Here is a 16742-nt window from a genome sequence, read left to right as displayed (position 1 = left end):
GGATCACGATCACCACGACCGGGACCCCCAGAAACCAAGCGCCAATACCCTTCATGACCGTCTCCCTGTTGCCATCGATGGCATAACCCGCTGAATTGCGGACAGGTTTCGGTCAGAGTGCGGTCCAGCCCCCGTCGACGCTGATCGTGGTGCCGGTGATTTGCGCCGCGGCACCGCTGCACAGGAAGACGGCGGTGTCGCCCAGCTGGTCGGTCGTGGCGAAATCCTTGGAGGGCTGGCGCTCCAGCAGCACCTTCTCGATCACCTCCTCGCGATCCATGTCGTATTTCTTCATCGTGTCGGGGATCTGCGCCTCCACCAGCGGGGTCAGCACGTAGCCCGGGCAGATCGCGTTGGCGGTGATCGCCTCGCGCGCGGTCTCCAGGCCCGTCACCTTGGTCAGGCCGACGATGCCGTGCTTGGCCGCGACATAGGCGGATTTGTAGGGGCTGGCCGTCAGCCCGTGGGCCGAGGCGATGTTGATCACCCGTCCCCATCCCGCCGCCCGCATCATCGGCAGCGCCGCCGCCGTGGTGTGGAAGGCCGAGGTCAGGTTGATGGCGATGATCGCGTCCCATTTCTCGGCCGGGAAATCCGGGATCGCGGCGACATGCTGGATGCCCGCATTGTTGACCAGGATATCGCAGGCGCCCGCCTTTTCGATCAGTGCGCGGCACTGTTCGCCCTTGGACATGTCGGCCTGGATGTAGCGGACGGTGACGCCATGGTCCGCCGCCATCTTCCGGGCCAGCGCATGATCCTCGTCGGTGTCGGAAAAGCTGTTCAGGACCACGTCGGCCCCCGCCCGCGCCAAGCGCTCGGCCACGCCCAGGCCGATGCCGGAATTGGATCCGGTCACGACGGCCGTCTTGCCCTTCAGGAATGTCTCGAACATCGGCTGCTCCTCGCCTTGCCTCTGGACCGGGCCCGCGGGACGCATCCCGGGTCGGTCTTGCAGCCGCAGCATCGGAAAAAAAAGGCGCCCGCACAAGGCGGGCGCAAGTCATGAGGCAGGTTTCATACAGGCAAGAAACCTATCGAGCAGTGTCCTGTTTATACGCGAGGAACCGCGCGAGGCCAACAGCGATCTTCCAGCGTCGGTTGACGCCCGCCGGTCAAGCCTGTTGATAATGCGGCCAAACAAGAAACGGCGGGGCGGCGGGCGATGCGAATCTTCGAAAAGCTGAACAATCACGTGCTTAAAGGCCTTGTCGCGGGTCTGGGGGTCGTGGCAGCCGGTGTTGCAGCAATGCCTCTGGCAAGCCTTGCCGAACCTGCCCATGGTCTTGCAATCTATGGAGAACCTGCCCTTCCCCAGGGATTCGCGCATCTGCCCTATGCCAATCCCGACGCGCCGCAGGGCGGCACGATTCGGATGGCCGAACCGGGCGGTTTTGATTCCCTCAAACCCTGGGTTCTCAAGGGAAACGCCGCATGGGGCGTGGGCGTGCATGTGACCGAATCGCTGATGATGCGGTCCATCGACGAGCCCTTCACGCTGTATGGCCTGCTGGCCGAAACGGTCGAGGTCGCCCCCGACCGGACCTGGGTCGAGTTCGTGCTGCGCCCCGAGGCGCGCTTTTCCGACGGCAGCCCGGTCACCGTCGAGGACGTGATCTGGTCCTACGAGACGCTCGGGACCCAAGGCCATCCCCGCTATCACAGCGCCTGGTCCAAGGTCGCCCGGATCGAGCCCGCCGGCGCGCGCGGCATCCGGCTGACCTTCACCGAGCCGGACCGCGAACTGCCCCTGCTGATGGGCCTGCGCCCTATCCTGAAGAAGGCGCAATGGGAGGGGCAGGACTTTGCCGAGTCGGGGCTGGAGCCGCCGATCGGCAGCGGCGCCTATGTCATTGACCAGGTCGATCCGGGCCGCGCGATCAGCTTTCGCCGCAATCCCGACTATTGGGGCCGCGACCTGCCGCTGATGGCCGGGGTGAACAATTTCGACGTGATCCGCTATGACTATTTTGGCGACGCCAATGCCATGTTCGAGGCGTTCAAGGCCGGCGAGGTCACCGTCTGGCGCGAGCTGTCGGCGCAGAACTGGGCGACCGAGTACGACTTTCCCTTGGTCGCGCGCGGCGAGGTCGTCACCTCGGAAATCCCGAACGAACGTCCTTCGGGGATCGTGGGGCTGGCGATGAACACCCGCAACCCGATCTTCGCCGACTGGCGCGTGCGCCAAGCGATGATCGAGATGTTCAACTTCCGCTTCATCAACCAGACCCTGAACGGCGGGGCCGATCCGCGCATCACCTCGTATTTCTCGAATTCGGTGCTGGGCATGGACCACGGCCCCGCCACGGGCCCGGTGGCCGCCCTGCTGGAACCGCATGCCGCAAGCCTGCCCCCCGGCGCGCTGGAGGGGTATTCCCTGCCCGAGGGGGATGCCCGCGCCATGGACCGCGCCGCCATCCGCCGCGCGATGGCGCTGATGGCCGAGGCGGGCTGGACCATCCAGGACGGCCAGCTGCGCGACGACCAGGGCCAGCCCTTTTCCTTCGAGATCCTGCTGAACCAGAACGGCACCGCCATGCGCAGCGGCTCCGAGGTGCGCCAGATCGTGAACATCTATGTCGAGGCGCTGCGCCCCTTGGGCATCACCCCGCGCGTGACACTGACCGATGCCGCGCAATATGTGGAACGCACCAACAACTACCAGTTCGACATGACCTGGTACGAACGCGGGCTGTCGCTGTCTCCGGGCAACGAGCAGCGGCTCTACTGGGGCCGCGACGGGGTGACGACGCCCGGCAGCCGCAACTGGATGGGCATGGACAGCCCCGCCGCCGACGCGATGATCGACGCGATGGTGGCCTCCGAGACCGCCGAAGCGTTCACCGCCGCCGTGCAGGCGCTGGACCGGGTGCTGACGGCGGGACGCTATGTCATCCCGGTCAGCTTCTCGCCCGTGTCGCGGCTGGCGCATGCCGCCGATCTGACATATCCCGAGAATATTCCCATTTACGGAGACTGGCCGGGCTTTCTGCCCGAAGTCTGGTGGCAGGAGACGAACTGATGCGCATGTTTTGGGTTACAATGCTGGCCTGCACCGTTTTGGCAGGATGCAACACCGTCGCCGGCGTCGGCGAGGACATCACAGGGGCAGCGCGCTGGTTCCAGGGCGGCCTGCCGACAGGAGGTTACTGATGAAATGGCACCATGTGCAGGAAAACTGGTCGGCCTTCTACGAAGCGATCATCGACAAGTGGCCCGAGGCCGACGAGGCCGATCTTGACGAGGTCGACGGCGACCAGCGCGCCTTCGTGACCTATCTGGCCGAGGCCACCGGCCAGGAGCCCGAGGAGATCCGCGAGGAGCTGCGCGAATGGCTGGTGGGCGAGATCCCGTCGGATGTCGTGATGGACCCGGTCCATGACAACCACTCGATCGCGCTGTCGGCCAAGTTCGTGGGCGAGGGCGAGGACGAGTTCTCGGACGATGCCCGCTTCGGCGACGATTCCGACCGCAACGACGGCTGACCGCCGCGACGCCGGGCGATCCGTGGCATGGCGCCGTCCCGGACCGGGGCAGCGCCTTTCGCGTTCGGGTGCCTATGCGCCGATCCCGTCCAGCCGCGCCAGCCTGCGGGCCAGCAGCAGATAGACCAGCCCATAGAGCCCGGCGACGATCAGCCCGACCCACTGGATCTGGAAGGGCGTGAAGACGTAGGCCCCGACCAGAGCCAGTTGCAGGGCGAAATGCAGCGGGTAATAGCCGCGGTCGCCCAGCTTCTCGCGCGACCAGCCCAGATTGGCGGAATACAGCCGGATCAGGCTGTCCAGCGAGTTGATGACGAAGACCACGCCGACCGAGATCATGAACCAGTTCAGCCAGCCGGGGATCGTGACGCCTCCCTGGTGATAGACGAAGAGGACCGAAAACCACAGCCCCAGGAGAATCGCGGGCAGCGCCACCATGGCCAGCGCCAGCTGCCAGACCTGCATCCCGCCCACGAATCGCGCGACGAACTGCCCGATCATGATCGACCAGGCGAACCACCAGAACAGGTAGAACTCGTGATAGTCCGCGATGGGCACCGCGAAGCGCGGCAGATGCAGGAAATAATCTGACAGAAGCCCGATATTGCGGGTGAAATCGCCAAGATCCACCCGGCTGTAGACGAAGGCGATCATCGCCAGCGCGGTGAAGGCCAGCATCCCGAAGCCATAGCTGGACGCGATCGCCAGCCATTTCATCACCACCATGTTCCCGCTGGAGATGACCGCCGTGGCGATCACCCCCACGACCAGCGCCCAGACCGCGCCCTGCGACAGGTCGGGCGCGTAGGTGGGCAGGTTCGACATGAACAGGTAGCAGGTGAAGGAGCAGGTCGCGATGATCGTCAGGTTGTAGATCCACTTGACCGCCGGGATCTGGAACAGCAACAGGCGCGGCTCCAGCACGATGAAATAGAAGGTGGCGACGAAATACATCAGCCAGACCAGGGGCCCCCACATGCCGAACTCGACCGCCAGGGCATTGGTGAAGCCGAAGGCCGGGTCGCCTTCATAGATGGGAAACTCGGCCAGGGGCAGCATGACCAGCCCCATGTCGAGGCCCGCGGTGAACAGCAGCGCGATCAGGGTGAACAGGCCGACGGGCTCTTCACCCTGCAGCCGCAGGCGGGGCCAGCGGATCAGGACGAACAGCGCGCAGGCCAGCACGCTGAGATAGGCGACGGTGATGATGGGCGTCATGGGCGATCCTTCTTCGTCGTCCGAATGATGGGCGCCGCGATGTCCCGCCGGGGCACAGCCCCGCGCGCGGCGCCGGGGCTGCCGGATCGCCACCGGCGCGGCCCTGTCGCGCCGCAGCATTGTTTGATGCCCTAAGCTTGATATGAATTGAGTGATCAGTCAATCAAAAACCCGTGCCGGAGCGGTCGGTGGCCGGGACCGGCAGAAACACGCCATGCCCGCTTGGCACGGGGCACCGCTTCTGACAGATGCTGGCCGGACCGGATCGTGGAAGCGACAAGGGGACCGAACCTGTGTCAACCAGTCTGAAAATCGCCGCCGGCAGCATTCTGGTCGGTCTGGTCGTGCTGGCGCTCAAGACGCTGGCCTGGCGCCTGACCGGGTCGGTCGCGCTGCTGTCGGACGCGCTGGAAAGCATCGTCAACGTCGCGACGGCGATGGCGGCGCTGGTGGCGATCAAGGTCGCGCAGCGCCCCGCCGATCCGGGCCATCCCTACGGGCATCACAAGGCCGAGTTCTTCAGCGCCGTGCTGGAGGGGGTGCTGATCATCTCGGCCGCGCTTCTGATCCTGCGCGAGGCCTGGCACGCCTTCCAGAACCCGCGCGAGATCGCGGATGCGGGCCTGGGCATGGCGATCAATGCCAGCGCGGGCGTGCTGAACGCGGTCTGGTGCGGGGTGCTCTTGCGGCAGGGGCGCCGGCTGCGATCCCCCGCGCTGGTGGCGGATGGCAAGCACCTGCTGTCGGACGTCATCTCCTCGGCGGGGGTGCTGCTGGGCGTGGGGCTGGCCGTCGCCACGGGCTGGGCGGTGCTGGATCCGCTTCTGGCGATGCTGGTGGGGGTCAACATCCTGTGGTCGGGCTGGAAGGTCATGGCCTCGTCGCTGTCGGGGCTGATGGACGAGGCGGTGCCGGAAACCACGCTGGCGGTGATCCGCGAGATCATCTCGGACAAGGCCAGCGGCGCGCTGGAGGCGCATGACCTGCGCACCCGCCATGCGGGCGCGGTGACCTTCATCGACTTCCATCTGGTTGTGGACGGGCAGACGACCGTGGCCGATGCCCATGACATCTGCGACCGGGTCGAGGCCAGCATCATGGCCCGCCTGCCCGACGCGCAGGTGACCATCCATGTCGAGCCCGAGCACAAGGCAAAGCATTCCGGCGTGCTGGTGATCTAGGCGGCCAGGCGCACCCAGACCGGGACATGGTCGCTCGGCTTCTCGCCCGCGCGGGCGTCGCGGTCCACGCCGGTCTCGATCATCAGGTCGGCGGCCTGCGGCGACAGCAGCAGGTGGTCGATGCGGATGCCGTTGTCGCGGTTCCACGCCCCCGCCTGATAGTCCCAGAAGGTGAAGGGCCCGCGCGTGGACCACGGATCGCGGATGCGCACCGCATCCGTCCAGCCCTGGTTGACGATGGCGCGGAAGGCCGCGCGGCTTTCGGGCCGGAACAGCGCGTCCTCGGTCCAGGCCTCGGGGGTGGCGGCGTCGCGGGGCTCGGGGATGATGTTGAAATCACCCAGCAGGACCACCGGCATCTCGGAGGCCAGCAACTCGGCGGCGCGCAGGCGCAGGCGTTCCATCCAGGCCAGCTTGTAGTCGTATTTCGGCCCCGGCGCGGGGTTGCCGTTGGGCAGATAGAGGCCCGCGATCCGCACGGCCTGGGCGCCCACGACCGTCGCCTCGATATAGCGGGCCTGCTCGTCCGTGTCGTCGCCGGGAAGGCCCCGTGTCACGTCCTCCAGCGGCATCCGCGACAGGATCGCGACGCCGTTGAAGCCCTTCTGGCCGTGGGTCTCCACCTGCCAGCCCAGATCCTGGAAATGCTCGCGCGGGAAGCCCTCGTCGACGGACTTGATTTCCTGCAGGACGACCAGATCCGCATCGGTCGCGGCCAGCCAGTCGGTCAGCGCCTGGATGCGGGCCTTGACGCCGTTGATGTTGAAGCTTGCGATTTTCATGGCGGCATCTTTAGCGGGCGTGGCGCGTTTGGCAACCTGAAGCGCCGTCGAAAGGCCCCGATGATCCGTGTTCTGACCCTGATGCTGCTGCCCGGGCTGGCCTGGGCCGAAACCCGCCCGCCGACGGGGCTGCTGGCCGTGGCCAGCCCCCTGCCCGCCACGATTCCCTTCCAGGTCCGCGCCCCCGAGGGGCAGGATTACGCCATCGTGCTGACCGATTCCGAGGGCGCGCGGGTCATCAGCGCCTATCTGCGGGGCGGATCGGTGCTGCGTCTGCTGGTGCCGCCGGGCGATCATCGCCTGACCGTGGCGCCGGGCCCGCCCGAGGACTGGCAGGGCCCGAAAGACCTGTTCGGCGCCCCCGCCGCGACCCTGCCCGGCCCCCTGCCCTTCCGCATCGCCAACAACCGGCGCGAGGGCCAGTCGATCACGCTGGAGCGGGCGGCGGACGGGCTGCGCATCGGCGACGGGCAGGACCGCACGACCTGCCAGATCGCGGAATGGTCCACCGAGCGGGTCGCCAAGACCACGCCGCTTGGCACGGAGCTGCGCTGGCTGGACCCGGAGCTGTCGACCCGCAGCCGGCCCTGCGACTAGATGGAAAAGGAGGTGCCGCAGCCGCAGCTGCTGGTGGCGTTGGGGTTCTCGATCACGAAGCGCGCGCCGATCAGCTCGTCGGTGAAGTCGATCACCGCGCCCGCCAGATAGGGCAGCGAGACCGGATCGACCAGAACGCGCTGGCCCGCGCCTTCCAGCACCAGATCGTCGGCCTCGGGCGCGTCCTCCATCCGGATGTCGTACTGGAACCCGGAACAGCCGCCCCCCAGGATCGCGACCCGCAGGGCCACGGGATCCTTGCCCGCATTGATCTGCGAGAGGCGTTCGAAGGCGCGTTCGGTGACTTTCGGCGGCAGGTTCATGGGGCGTTCCCGTATGCGGCGGTTGGCTTCGAATATAGGGTCCGGGCCAGCGACCCGCAAGGAAGGCCCTGATCCCGTGACCGCACTCGCGCCCTTTGCCTGCCAGCCCCAGGACAGCCGCGGCCGTCTGCATGACGAAAGCCTGTCGACCTTCCGGTCGCCCTGGCAGCGCGACCGCGACCGCATCATCCATTCCAGCGCCTTCCGGCGGCTGAAGCACAAGACCCAGGTCTTCGTGGAACATGACGGCGACGCCTATCGCGGCGACTATTTCCGCACCCGCCTGACCCACACGATCGAGGTGGCCCAGGTCGCCCGCACCATCGCGGGTACGCTTGGTCTGAACACCGACCTGGCCGAGACGGTGGCCCTGGCCCATGATCTGGGCCACCCCCCCTTCGGCCATACCGGAGAGGACGCGCTGGCCGCCCTGATGGCCCCCTTCGGCGGCTTCGACCACAATGCGCAGGCCCTGCGCATCGTCACGCGGCTGGAACGGCATTACGCCGATTTCGACGGGCTGAACCTGACCTGGGAAAGCCTCGAGGGCATCGCCAAGCATAACGGGCCCATCACCGGCGATCTGCCCTATGCGCTGGCCGACGTGAACGCGCTCTGGGATCTGGAACTGCACACCAATGCCAGTGCCGAGGCGCAGGTGGCGGCCGTCGCCGACGACGTGGCCTACAACCATCACGACCTGCATGACGGGCTGCGCGCGGGCCTCTTCACCGAGGCCGAGCTGTCCGAACTGCCCGTCATCGGCCCCGCCTTCGCCGAGGTCGACCGCCGCTATCCCGGCCTCGATCCGACGCGGCGGCGCTACGAGGCGCTGCGCCGGGTCTTCGGGGTCATGGTCGAGGACGTGATCGCCGTGGCGCAGAACCGTCTGGCGGGGCTGCAGCCGCAGAGCGCCGACGACATCCGGGCGATGGACGGGCCGATCATCCGCTTTTCCAAGCCGCTCTATCAGAACATCAAGGCGATCAAGTCCTTCCTGTTCCAGCGCATGTATCGCGCACCGTCGGTCGTGGTGGAACGCCACAGCGTGACGGCGATGCTGAACGACCTCTTCCCGCTGTATCTGGACCATCCCGACCGCCTGCCCGACCAGTGGCGCGAGGCCGCGCTGGCCCTGGACAGCCAGACCGACCGCGCCCGCCTTGTGCTGGATTACGTCGCAGGAATGACCGATCGGTACGCGATTGCGGAACATCACCGCCTGTTCACCGCGGCGATCTGAACCTTGGCTTGTGTCGCGGCGTTGTGCCCGCGACACTGAGATCAACGAAAAGGACACCACATGATCACCCGCACCGGATCGGCGCAATGGGATGGCGGACTGAAGGCTGGCAAGGGCAAGGTTTCGACCAAGTCCGGCGCCCTGAACGCCCTGCCCTACGGCTTCAACACCCGCTTCGAGGACAGCCCCGGCACCAACCCCGAGGAACTGGTGGGCGCGGCCCATGCCTCCTGCTTCTCGATGGCGCTGGCCATGATGCTGGAGCAGGAAGGCGTCTCGGGCGTCTCGATCCAGACCACCTCCGACATCTCGATGGACAAGGACGGCGACGGCTTCGCGGTCAAGAAGGCCCATCTGACGACCAAGATCACCGCCGACGCCGATGAGGCAAAGGTGCTGGAAGTGGCCGAGAAGGCCAAGGCGGGTTGCCCGATCTCGAAGCTGCTGAATGCCGAGATCACCATGGACGCGACGGTCGTCTGATGCGAGTCCGGGTCGGTCATGAAATTAGCATCCGGGTCACGCAGCCAACGCCGCTGATCTGCATGGTGGCGCCCGAAGTGTCGCGGCACCGCGACTTCATCGGGCCGGAGTTGGTCTCGACCAATCCCCATGTGCCGATCCACAACTACTACGACCGCTACAACAACATCTGCCGGCGCATCGTCGCGCCGGCGGGTGAGTTCACGCTGCGGGGCGACGTGACGCTGCAGGACAGCGGGGACTGGGACGAGGTGAACCCGGCCGCGGAGGAACTGCGCGCCGAGGATCTGCCCGACGAGGTCATGGGGTTCCTGACCGCCTCGCGCTATGTCGAAAGCGATCTGGTCAGCCAGGAGGCGTGGGACCTGTTCGGAAGCGTCACGCCCGGCTGGACGCGGGTGCAGACGGTCGTGGACCACGTGAACGGGCTTCTGACCTTCGACTATGGCACGGCCTCGGTCTATCGGACCGCTGCGGGCGCCCGTCAGGGCGGCATCGGCGTCTGCCGCGACTTCGCCCACCTGGCGCTGGCCTATCTGCGCGCGCTGAACATCCCGGCCCGCTACGTGAACGGCTATGTCGGCGACATCGGCGTGCCCAAGGTCGACGCGCCCATGGATTTCGCCGCCTGGACCGAGGTCTATCTGTCCGGCAAGTGGTACACCTTCGATCCGCGCAACAACGAACGCCGGATCGGGCGGGTGGTGGTGGCGCGGGGCCACGATGCCGCCGACGTGCCGCTGATGAACAGCTTCGGCGCGCACGAGCTGACGGGCTTCACCGTCTGGTGCCATCCCGTCGACGAGCAGGGCAACGAGCTGGACGGGATGCTGTTCGGCAAGTGACGGGGTCCGAGGCCATGCGCCTCAGACCATCATCTCCTTGGTGGCGGTCAGCTTGATCTCGGGGTGATCGCGGCCGATGCGGTCGATGTCCCATTGCAGCCGGGTCAGATAGACCAGGTCGCCGTCATGGTCATGGGCCAGGTGGCCCTTGTTCACCTCGGCGAAGGCCTCGACCTTGGGCCTCGGCCCTGCGACCCACCGCGCGCTGGTGAACTGGCTGCCCTCGAAGCGGACAGGGATGCCGTATTCCAGCTCGATCCGGCTGGCAAGCACCTCGAACTGCAGCGCCCCCACCACGCCCACGATGAAGCCCGAACCGATGGTCGGCTTGAAGACCTTGGCCGCGCCTTCTTCCGCGAACTGCATCAACGCCTTTTCCAGATGCTTGGCCTTCATCGGATCGGTCGCCCGGACCGAGTTCAGCAGTTCCGGCGCGAAGCTGGGAATGCCGGTGAAGCGCAGCGCCTCGCCCTCGGTCAGCGCATCGCCGATGCGCAGCTGCCCGTGGTTCGGGATGCCGATGATGTCGCCCGCCCAGGCCTCCTCGGCCAGCTCGCGGTCGGCGGCTAGGAACAGGACCGGGTTCGACACGGACATCGGCTTCTTCGTCCGCACATGGACCATCTTCATGCCGCGTTCGAAATGCCCCGAGGCAAGCCGCACGAAGGCCACGCGGTCGCGGTGCTTGGGGTCCATGTTGGCCTGCACCTTGAAGACGAAGCCGGTGACGGTGGTCTCCTCGGGCGCGATCTGGCGTTCGGCGGCATTCTGGATCTGGGGCGGCGGGCCATAGGTGCTGATGCCCTGCATCAGCTCCTGCACGCCAAAGCTGTTGATCGCGCTGCCGAACCAGATGGGGGTCATGTGCCCTTCCAGGAACGACTTGCGATCGAAGGCAGGCAGCAGCTCGCGCGCCATCTCGACCTCGTCGCGCAGCTTGGCCAGCAGCTCGGCGGGCACGTGCTGGGCCAGCGCGGGATCGTCCAGACCGTTGATCTTGATCGATTCCGCCACCTTGTTGCGGTCGGCGCGGTCCATCAGCTCCAGCCGGTCGCGCAGCATGTCATAGCAGCCGATGAATTCCCGGCCCACGCCGATGGGCCAGCTGACCGGCGCCACGTCGATGGCCAGGTTCTCCTGGATCTCGTCGATGATCTCGAACGTGTCGCGGGATTCGCGGTCCATCTTGTTGCAGAAGGTCAGGATCGGCAGGTCGCGCAGCCGACAGACCTCGAACAGCTTGCGGGTCTGCGATTCGACCCCCTTGGCCCCGTCGATGACCATGATCGCCGCATCCACCGCCGTCAGCGTGCGATAGGTATCCTCGGAAAAGTCGCTGTGACCGGGCGTGTCGACCAGATTGAAGCGGTGCCCGTCGAAATCGAAGGACATGGCCGAGGCCGAGACCGAGATGCCCCGGTCCTGCTCCATCTTCATGAAGTCCGAGCGTGTCCGCCGCGCCTCGCCCTTGGCGCGCACCTGCCCGGCCATCTGGATGGCGCCGCCATACAGAAGGAATTTCTCGGTCAGCGTGGTCTTGCCCGCATCGGGATGCGAGATGATCGCGAATGTCCGGCGGCGGGCGATCTCGGACGGAAGGTCGGGGCGGTTTGTCATGCAGGCGCTTTAGCGCGCCCGCGCGCGGGGCGCAATCGGGGGCTACGCGTCAGAATAGTCCCTCGACCTGCCCCTGATCGTCCAGCCCGATCACCTCGGCCGCGGGATGGCGCGGCAGGCCGGGCATGGTCATGATCTGCCCGCAGATCGCCACGACAAAGCCCGCCCCCGCGTTCAGCCGCACCTCGCGCACGCCGATCACATGGCCCGTCGGCGCGCCGCGCAGGGTGGGGTCGGTCGAAAAGCTGTATTGCGTCTTGGCGATGCAGACGGGCATGCGGCCATGGCCCGCCGCCTCCCATGCGGCCAGCTGGTCGCGGATGCCGGGCGCGGCTTCCACCCCGCCGGCGCGGTGGATGCGGGTGCAGACCGTCTCGATCTTGTCCCACAGCGGCAGATCGTCGGGATAGAGGGTTGAAAACTGCGCGCCCCCCTCAGCCAGATCCACCACCGCGCGGGCCAGATCCTCGGCCCCCGCGCCGCCTTCCGCCCAGTGGCGGGCGAGGATGGCCTGCACGCCCTGCCCCGCGCAATACTCCTGCAGGGCGGCGATCTCGGCCTGGGTATCGCCGTCGAAATGGTTCAGCGCCACGACGACGGGCAGGCCGAAGCTGCGGATATTCTGGATATGGCGGCCCAGATTGGCGCAGCCCTCGCGGACGGCGCCTGCATCCTCGGTCCCCAGATCGGCTTTGGCCACGCCGCCATTCATCTTCAGCGCGCGGATGGTCGCCACCAGCACCACCGCCGCGGGGGCCAGCCCGGCCAGGCGGCATTTGATGTTGAGGAACTTTTCGGCCCCCAGATCGGCTCCGAAACCGGCCTCGGTCACCACATAATCCGACAGGCGCAGGGCCGCGCGGGTGGCGATGACGCTGTTGCAGCCATGGGCGATATTGGCGAAGGGCCCGCCATGGACCAGCGCGGGATTGTTCTCCAGCGTCTGAACCAGATTGGGCTGCAGCGCGTCCTTCAGCAGCACGGTCATCGCGCCATCGGCTTTCAGATCCCGCGCCGTCACGGGCTGGCGGTTGCGCGTCTCGCCGATGACGATGCGGCCCAAGCGGTCCTGCAGGTCGGCCAGATCGCGCGCCAGGCACAGGATCGCCATGACTTCGGAGGCCACGGTGATGTCGAACCCCGACTGGCGCGAGAATCCGTTGGCCGGACCGCCCAGACCCACCACAACGTCGCGCAGCGCGCGGTCGTTCATGTCCATGACGCGGCGCCAGCTGATCCGGCGCGTGTCCAGATCCAGCGCGTTGCCCCAGTGGATATGGTTGTCGATCATCGCGGCCAGCAGGTTGTGGGCCGAGGTGATGGCGTGGAAATCTCCGGTGAAATGAAGGTTCATGTCCTCCATCGGCACGATCTGCGCGCGGCCCCCACCCGCCCCGCCCTTCATCCCGAAGTTCGGGCCAAGGCTGGCTTCGCGGATGCAGATCGTCGCGCGGTGGCCGATGCGGTTCAGCGCATCGCCCAGACCCACGGTGGTGGTCGTCTTGCCCTCGCCCGCGGGCGTCGGGTTGATGGCGGTGACAAGAATCAGCCGCCCCTCGGGGCCCGACAGCCCGGCCAGCGCCTCGTGGGTGATCTTGGCCTTGTCATGGCCATAGGGCAGGATCTGGTCATAGGTCAGGCCAAGGCGCTTGGCGACATCGGCGATGGGCCGCTTGGTGGCGGCGCGGGCGATCTGAAGGTCGGTCTGCATGGTCCTAGCGCACCACCATCACCGAGACGGGCGAATGCCGCACCACGGCGTTCACGTCGCGGCTGACGCGGATGCTGCGCAATTCGTCGGGGTTGTCGCTGGCCATGACGATCAGGTCCGCCTTGTATTTGGTCGCGGCTTTCAGGATCGTTTCCGCGACATGGCCATGGCCCACATGGATCTGCACCCGCGCCTCATCGGGGAAATGCTTTGTGGCGAAATCGTCCAGCGCCTGCTTCATCTGCTGCAGAACGGCCTTTTCATAGCCCTTGGGCAGAAAGGTCGCCACCATCGAGCTGCCGAAATCATGCACGATCCCCAGCAGATGGATCACGCCCTGATCCCCCGCCAGCCGCTGTGCGGCAGGCAGGGCCTTTTCCCAGCTTTCGGGATGCTGCAAGTCGATGGGTAACAGCACGGTGTCATGCATGGCGTGGCCCTTTCCGGGTCGATGCGGGGGCTTGGCCCGGACCTTCGCGGCGGCGCTGCAGCCAGACGACCACAGCCAGCAGCAGGAAGGCCGGGATATAGATCCAGTAGCGCGACGGCGCCGCCGTCGGCGCATTGACCGCCAGGATGGTCTGATCCCAGTCCAGACCGGCAGCCTGCGCGGGGCTGTCGAAGGCCACGTTGTCGATCATCACCCGGTCGCCGTCCGTGATCAGCTCGATGCCTGCGGCGGCCAGCCGCTCCTCGCCGGTCTCGCCGGGGGGGACGGGCAGCAGGGCGGTGAACTCGACCGGGTTGCCGATGTCGTTCAGTCCGGCAATGCGCAGCCGCAGCCCGTCGCCGACCTCGCTGCCCTCCAGCGCCTGCACGAATTCGGTGCCGGGGCGTTCCTCGAAGGCCGGGAAGGCATAGCCCCAGAAGAAACCGGGGCGGAAGATGGTGAAGGAGATCAGCAGAAGCAGGATCGTCTCGTAGAAGCGGTTGCGGACCAGGAACCAGCCTTGCGTGGCCGCCGCGAAAAGCAGCATGGCGACGGTGGCGGTGATGAAGACGAAGATGCCCTGCAGCCAGCCCACGTCGATCAGCAGCAGGTCGGTGTTGAAGATGAACAGGAAGGGCAGCGCCGCCGTCCGCAGGCTGTAGCCGAAGGCCACGACGCCCGTCTTGATCGGATCGCCCCCCGACACGGCGGCGGCCGCGAACGAGGCCAGCCCCACCGGCGGGGTCACGTCGGCCATGATGCCGAAGTAGAAGACGAACAGATGCACCGCGATCAGCGGCACGATCAGCCCGTTCTGCTGGCCCAAGGTGACGATGACCGGCGCCAGCAGCGCCGAGACGACGATGTAGTTCGCGGTCGTGGGCAGCCCCATCCCCAGGATCAGCGACAGCACCGCCGTCAGCCCCAGGATGGCCAGCAGGTTGCCGCCAGACAGCACCTCGACCACGTCGGCCAGCGCCGATCCGACGCCCGTCTGGCTGACCGCGCCGACGATGATGCCCGCCGTCGCCGTGGCGATGCCGATGCCGATCATGTTGCGCGCGCCGCTGATCAGCCCGTCGACCAGATCGTCGGCGCCCGAGCGCAGGGCGCGGCCCGTGGTCCGGTTGCCGGTGCGGTCCATGCCGCGCAGCAGGACCATCAGCGGGCGCTGCGTCAGCAGGATGAAGATCATGTAGGCGGTGGCCCAGAAGGCCGACAGGCCCGGCGACAGCCGGTCCACCATCAGCGCCCAGACCAGCACCACGACCGGCAGGATGAAGTGCAGACCCGAGCGCACCGTCGGCCCCGGCAGCGGCAGGGCCGTCACCGGCGCGTTGGGATCGTCGATCTGCAGCGGCTCCTCGCGCGAGGCGACCCACAGCAGGCCGACATAGGCGGCGCCCAGCAGCGCGAAGACCACGTAGGGGGCGCTGCTGCCAAAGGCGGGCCGGATCCAGCCCATCGTGTAATAGACGACCAGCGACAGGGCGCAGACGCCCGCGATGATGAAGGCCGCGCTCAGCAGGCGCTGCAGCATCGGCGGCGGGGTGTAGGAGCGTGGCAGCCCCTCCATCCCGGCCTTCATCGCCTCAAGATGGACGATATAGACCAGCGCGATATAGCTGATCGTGGCGGGCAGGAAGGCGTGCTTGACCACGTCGAAATAGGGAATGCCCACATATTCGACCATCAGGAAGGCGGCGGCGCCCATCACGGGGGGCATGATCTGGCCGTTCACGGATGAGGCGACCTCGACCGCGCCGGCCTTCTCGCTGGAAAAGCCCACCTTCTTCATCAGCGGGATGGTGAAGGTGCCGGTGGTGACCACGTTGGCGATGCTGGAACCCGAGATCAGGCCGGTCATCGCGCTGCTGACCACGGCGGCCTTGGCCGGTCCGCCGCGCAGATGGCCCATCAGCGAGAACGCCACCTGGATGAAGTAGTTGCCCGCCCCCGCCTTGTCCAACAGCGCGCCGAACAGCACGAACAGGAAGACGAAGCTTGTGGACACGCCAAGCGCGATGCCGAAGACGCCCTCGGTCGTGACCCATTGGTGGTTGGCGACCTCGGTCAGGGAATTGCCGCCATGCGCGATGATCGAGGGCATGTAGGGCCCGAGGAAGGCATAGACCAGAAAGACCGTCGCCACGATCATCAGGGCCGGGCCCAGGCTGCGGCGCGTGGCCTCCAGCAGCAGCAGGATGCCGATGACGGCCACGATCAGGTCGCGGGTGATGGGCGCCCCGACGCGGCTTCCCAACTCGTCGCTGAAGACGAAGACATACATGGTGACCGCGACGCCCATCAGGGCTAGCGCCCATTCCCAAGGCGGCACGCGGGATTTGGGGCTGCCCAGCAGGATGGCGGCGATCACGCCCGCCCCGGCCAGCGCGATCCACCAGATCGGCATGCTGCCGGGGGCGGCATAGATGAACAGGCCCGACAGCAGGACCGGCACGCCGACCCCCAGGACCAGCTGGAAGGGCGACTTTTCAGCGGGATAGGCCATGAAGGCCAGAAACAGCGCGAAGGCCAGATGGACCGCGCGGGCATCGGTGGCGCTGATGATGCCGAAGTTCAGCATGAAGGGCAGCGGCGAGGCGATCCACAGCTGGAACAGCGACCAGCACAGGGCCACCCCCAGGATCAGCTTGCCCACCGCGCCGGGCGGGGTGCGCGCGCCCGTGTCGGACGAGGCGACAAGTTCGTCCAGCTCGGCCTGACTGAGCTCTCCGCGCCCCGAGGCCTGCATCTCGACGGCGGCAGCCTGCTGCTGGCGCTCTCTGGTCCTGTCGTCGTCGCTCATCACGGCACCCCCTGCGAT

Annotated in this window: 15 protein-coding genes; 7 read left to right on the top strand and 8 right to left on the bottom strand. The window is 66.9% G+C overall.

Annotated elements, in window-relative coordinates:
• Nucleotides 1–112: 112 nt before the first annotated feature.
• Nucleotides 113–895 carry a 3-hydroxybutyrate dehydrogenase gene (locus tag E4191_RS04355; RefSeq protein ID WP_135312316.1) on the bottom strand — a complete coding sequence of 261 codons (783 nt, stop codon included), beginning with the start codon at nt 893–895 and terminating at the stop codon, nt 113–115.
• Between the two features lie 270 nt (nt 896–1165).
• Between E4191_RS04355 and E4191_RS04350 the strand changes: the two genes are divergently transcribed.
• Together E4191_RS04350 and E4191_RS04345 are read left to right on the top strand one after the other, a co-directional pair.
• Nucleotides 1166–3022 (top strand): extracellular solute-binding protein, encoded by a 1857-nt coding sequence (locus E4191_RS04350; RefSeq protein ID WP_135312315.1) that lies wholly within the window; start codon nt 1166–1168, stop codon nt 3020–3022.
• Nucleotides 3023–3152: 130 nt separating this feature from the next.
• Nucleotides 3153–3485, top strand: a complete 333-nt coding sequence (locus tag E4191_RS04345; RefSeq protein WP_135312314.1) for a hypothetical protein — start codon at nt 3153–3155, stop codon at nt 3483–3485.
• A 72-nt stretch (nt 3486–3557) separates the two neighbouring features.
• Here the strand turns inward: E4191_RS04345 and E4191_RS04340 are convergent, their stop codons facing one another.
• Entirely contained in the window at nt 3558–4703 is a 1146-nt protein-coding gene (locus E4191_RS04340; protein ID WP_135312313.1) for a BCCT family transporter, read from the bottom strand.
• A gap of 293 nt (nt 4704–4996) precedes the next feature.
• On the opposite strand from E4191_RS04340, the gene E4191_RS04335 reads away from it, so the two are divergent.
• Nucleotides 4997–5884 (top strand): cation diffusion facilitator family transporter, encoded by an 888-nt coding sequence (locus E4191_RS04335; RefSeq protein ID WP_135312312.1) that lies wholly within the window; start codon nt 4997–4999, stop codon nt 5882–5884.
• Here the strand turns inward: E4191_RS04335 and xth are convergent.
• On the bottom strand, nt 5881–6666 hold the full coding sequence (gene xth, locus E4191_RS04330) for an exodeoxyribonuclease III (RefSeq protein WP_135312311.1): 786 nt from the start codon (nt 6664–6666) through the stop codon (nt 5881–5883). The genes E4191_RS04335 and xth overlap by 4 nt on opposite strands.
• 60 nt (nt 6667–6726) lie before the next feature.
• On the opposite strand from xth, the gene E4191_RS04325 reads away from it, so the two are divergent.
• Entirely contained in the window at nt 6727–7263 is a 537-nt protein-coding gene (locus E4191_RS04325; protein WP_135312310.1) for a hypothetical protein, read from the top strand.
• Here E4191_RS04325 and erpA read toward each other — a convergent pair.
• Nucleotides 7260–7586, bottom strand: a complete 327-nt coding sequence (gene erpA / locus E4191_RS04320) for an iron-sulfur cluster insertion protein ErpA (protein WP_135312309.1) — start codon at nt 7584–7586, stop codon at nt 7260–7262. The genes E4191_RS04325 and erpA overlap by 4 nt on opposite strands.
• Nucleotides 7587–7662: 76 nt before the next feature.
• Here erpA and E4191_RS04315 point away from each other — a divergent pair, with 76 nt between their 5' ends.
• From E4191_RS04315 to E4191_RS04305, 3 genes are all read left to right on the top strand, one after another.
• Nucleotides 7663–8829 carry a deoxyguanosinetriphosphate triphosphohydrolase gene (locus E4191_RS04315; RefSeq protein WP_228461532.1) on the top strand — a complete coding sequence of 389 codons (1167 nt, stop codon included), beginning with the start codon at nt 7663–7665 and terminating at the stop codon, nt 8827–8829.
• A gap of 60 nt (nt 8830–8889) precedes the next feature.
• Nucleotides 8890–9312, top strand: coding sequence for an OsmC family protein (locus E4191_RS04310; protein WP_135312308.1), 423 nt, complete (start codon nt 8890–8892; stop codon nt 9310–9312).
• Nucleotides 9313–9374: 62 nt separating this feature from the next.
• A complete protein-coding gene (locus tag E4191_RS04305) occupies nt 9375–10157 on the top strand; it encodes a transglutaminase-like domain-containing protein (RefSeq protein WP_331459631.1) in 783 nt (260 codons plus the stop codon).
• 21 nt (nt 10158–10178) lie between these two features.
• On the opposite strand, the gene E4191_RS04300 is transcribed toward E4191_RS04305, so the two are convergent.
• From E4191_RS04300 to E4191_RS04285, 4 genes are read right to left on the bottom strand one after another with little or no spacing between them, the layout of a single operon-like run.
• Entirely contained in the window at nt 10179–11774 is a 1596-nt protein-coding gene (locus tag E4191_RS04300; protein ID WP_135312306.1) for a peptide chain release factor 3, read from the bottom strand.
• A 49-nt stretch (nt 11775–11823) separates the two neighbouring features.
• Nucleotides 11824–13485, bottom strand: coding sequence for a formate--tetrahydrofolate ligase (locus tag E4191_RS04295; RefSeq protein ID WP_135312305.1), 1662 nt, complete (start codon nt 13483–13485; stop codon nt 11824–11826).
• A 4-nt stretch (nt 13486–13489) separates the two neighbouring features.
• Nucleotides 13490–13915, bottom strand: coding sequence for a universal stress protein (locus E4191_RS04290; protein WP_176562627.1), 426 nt, complete (start codon nt 13913–13915; stop codon nt 13490–13492).
• A complete protein-coding gene (locus E4191_RS04285) occupies nt 13908–16724 on the bottom strand; it encodes a TRAP transporter permease (RefSeq protein WP_135312303.1) in 2817 nt (938 codons plus the stop codon). The genes E4191_RS04290 and E4191_RS04285 overlap by 8 nt, the downstream gene beginning before the upstream one ends.
• Between the last annotated feature and the right edge of the window lie 18 nt (nt 16725–16742).

This window comes from Paracoccus liaowanqingii (assembly GCF_004683865.2).
Classification (GTDB): domain Bacteria; phylum Pseudomonadota; class Alphaproteobacteria; order Rhodobacterales; family Rhodobacteraceae; genus Paracoccus; species Paracoccus liaowanqingii.
This window is presented reverse-complemented; position numbering and strand designations above follow the sequence as displayed.

Excerpts from the sequence above, each read along its gene's own strand:
- E4191_RS04355 (WP_135312316.1), bottom strand. The coding sequence starts at position 895 with ATGTTCGAGACATTCCTGAAGGGCAAGACGGCCGTCGTGACCGGATCC.
- E4191_RS04350 (WP_135312315.1), top strand. The coding sequence starts at position 1,166 with ATGCGAATCTTCGAAAAGCTGAACAATCACGTGCTTAAAGGCCTTGTC.
- E4191_RS04345 (WP_135312314.1), top strand. The coding sequence starts at position 3,153 with ATGAAATGGCACCATGTGCAGGAAAACTGGTCGGCCTTCTACGAAGCG.
- E4191_RS04340 (WP_135312313.1), bottom strand. The coding sequence starts at position 4,703 with ATGACGCCCATCATCACCGTCGCCTATCTCAGCGTGCTGGCCTGCGCG.
- xth (WP_135312311.1), bottom strand. The coding sequence starts at position 6,666 with ATGAAAATCGCAAGCTTCAACATCAACGGCGTCAAGGCCCGCATCCAG.
- E4191_RS04325 (WP_135312310.1), top strand. The coding sequence starts at position 6,727 with ATGATCCGTGTTCTGACCCTGATGCTGCTGCCCGGGCTGGCCTGGGCC.
- erpA (WP_135312309.1), bottom strand. The coding sequence starts at position 7,586 with ATGAACCTGCCGCCGAAAGTCACCGAACGCGCCTTCGAACGCCTCTCG.
- E4191_RS04310 (WP_135312308.1), top strand. The coding sequence starts at position 8,890 with ATGATCACCCGCACCGGATCGGCGCAATGGGATGGCGGACTGAAGGCT.
- E4191_RS04305 (WP_331459631.1), top strand. The coding sequence starts at position 9,375 with ATGGTGGCGCCCGAAGTGTCGCGGCACCGCGACTTCATCGGGCCGGAG.
- E4191_RS04300 (WP_135312306.1), bottom strand. The coding sequence starts at position 11,774 with ATGACAAACCGCCCCGACCTTCCGTCCGAGATCGCCCGCCGCCGGACA.
- E4191_RS04295 (WP_135312305.1), bottom strand. The coding sequence starts at position 13,485 with ATGCAGACCGACCTTCAGATCGCCCGCGCCGCCACCAAGCGGCCCATC.
- E4191_RS04290 (WP_176562627.1), bottom strand. The coding sequence starts at position 13,915 with ATGCATGACACCGTGCTGTTACCCATCGACTTGCAGCATCCCGAAAGC.
- E4191_RS04285 (WP_135312303.1), bottom strand. The coding sequence starts at position 16,724 with ATGAGCGACGACGACAGGACCAGAGAGCGCCAGCAGCAGGCTGCCGCC.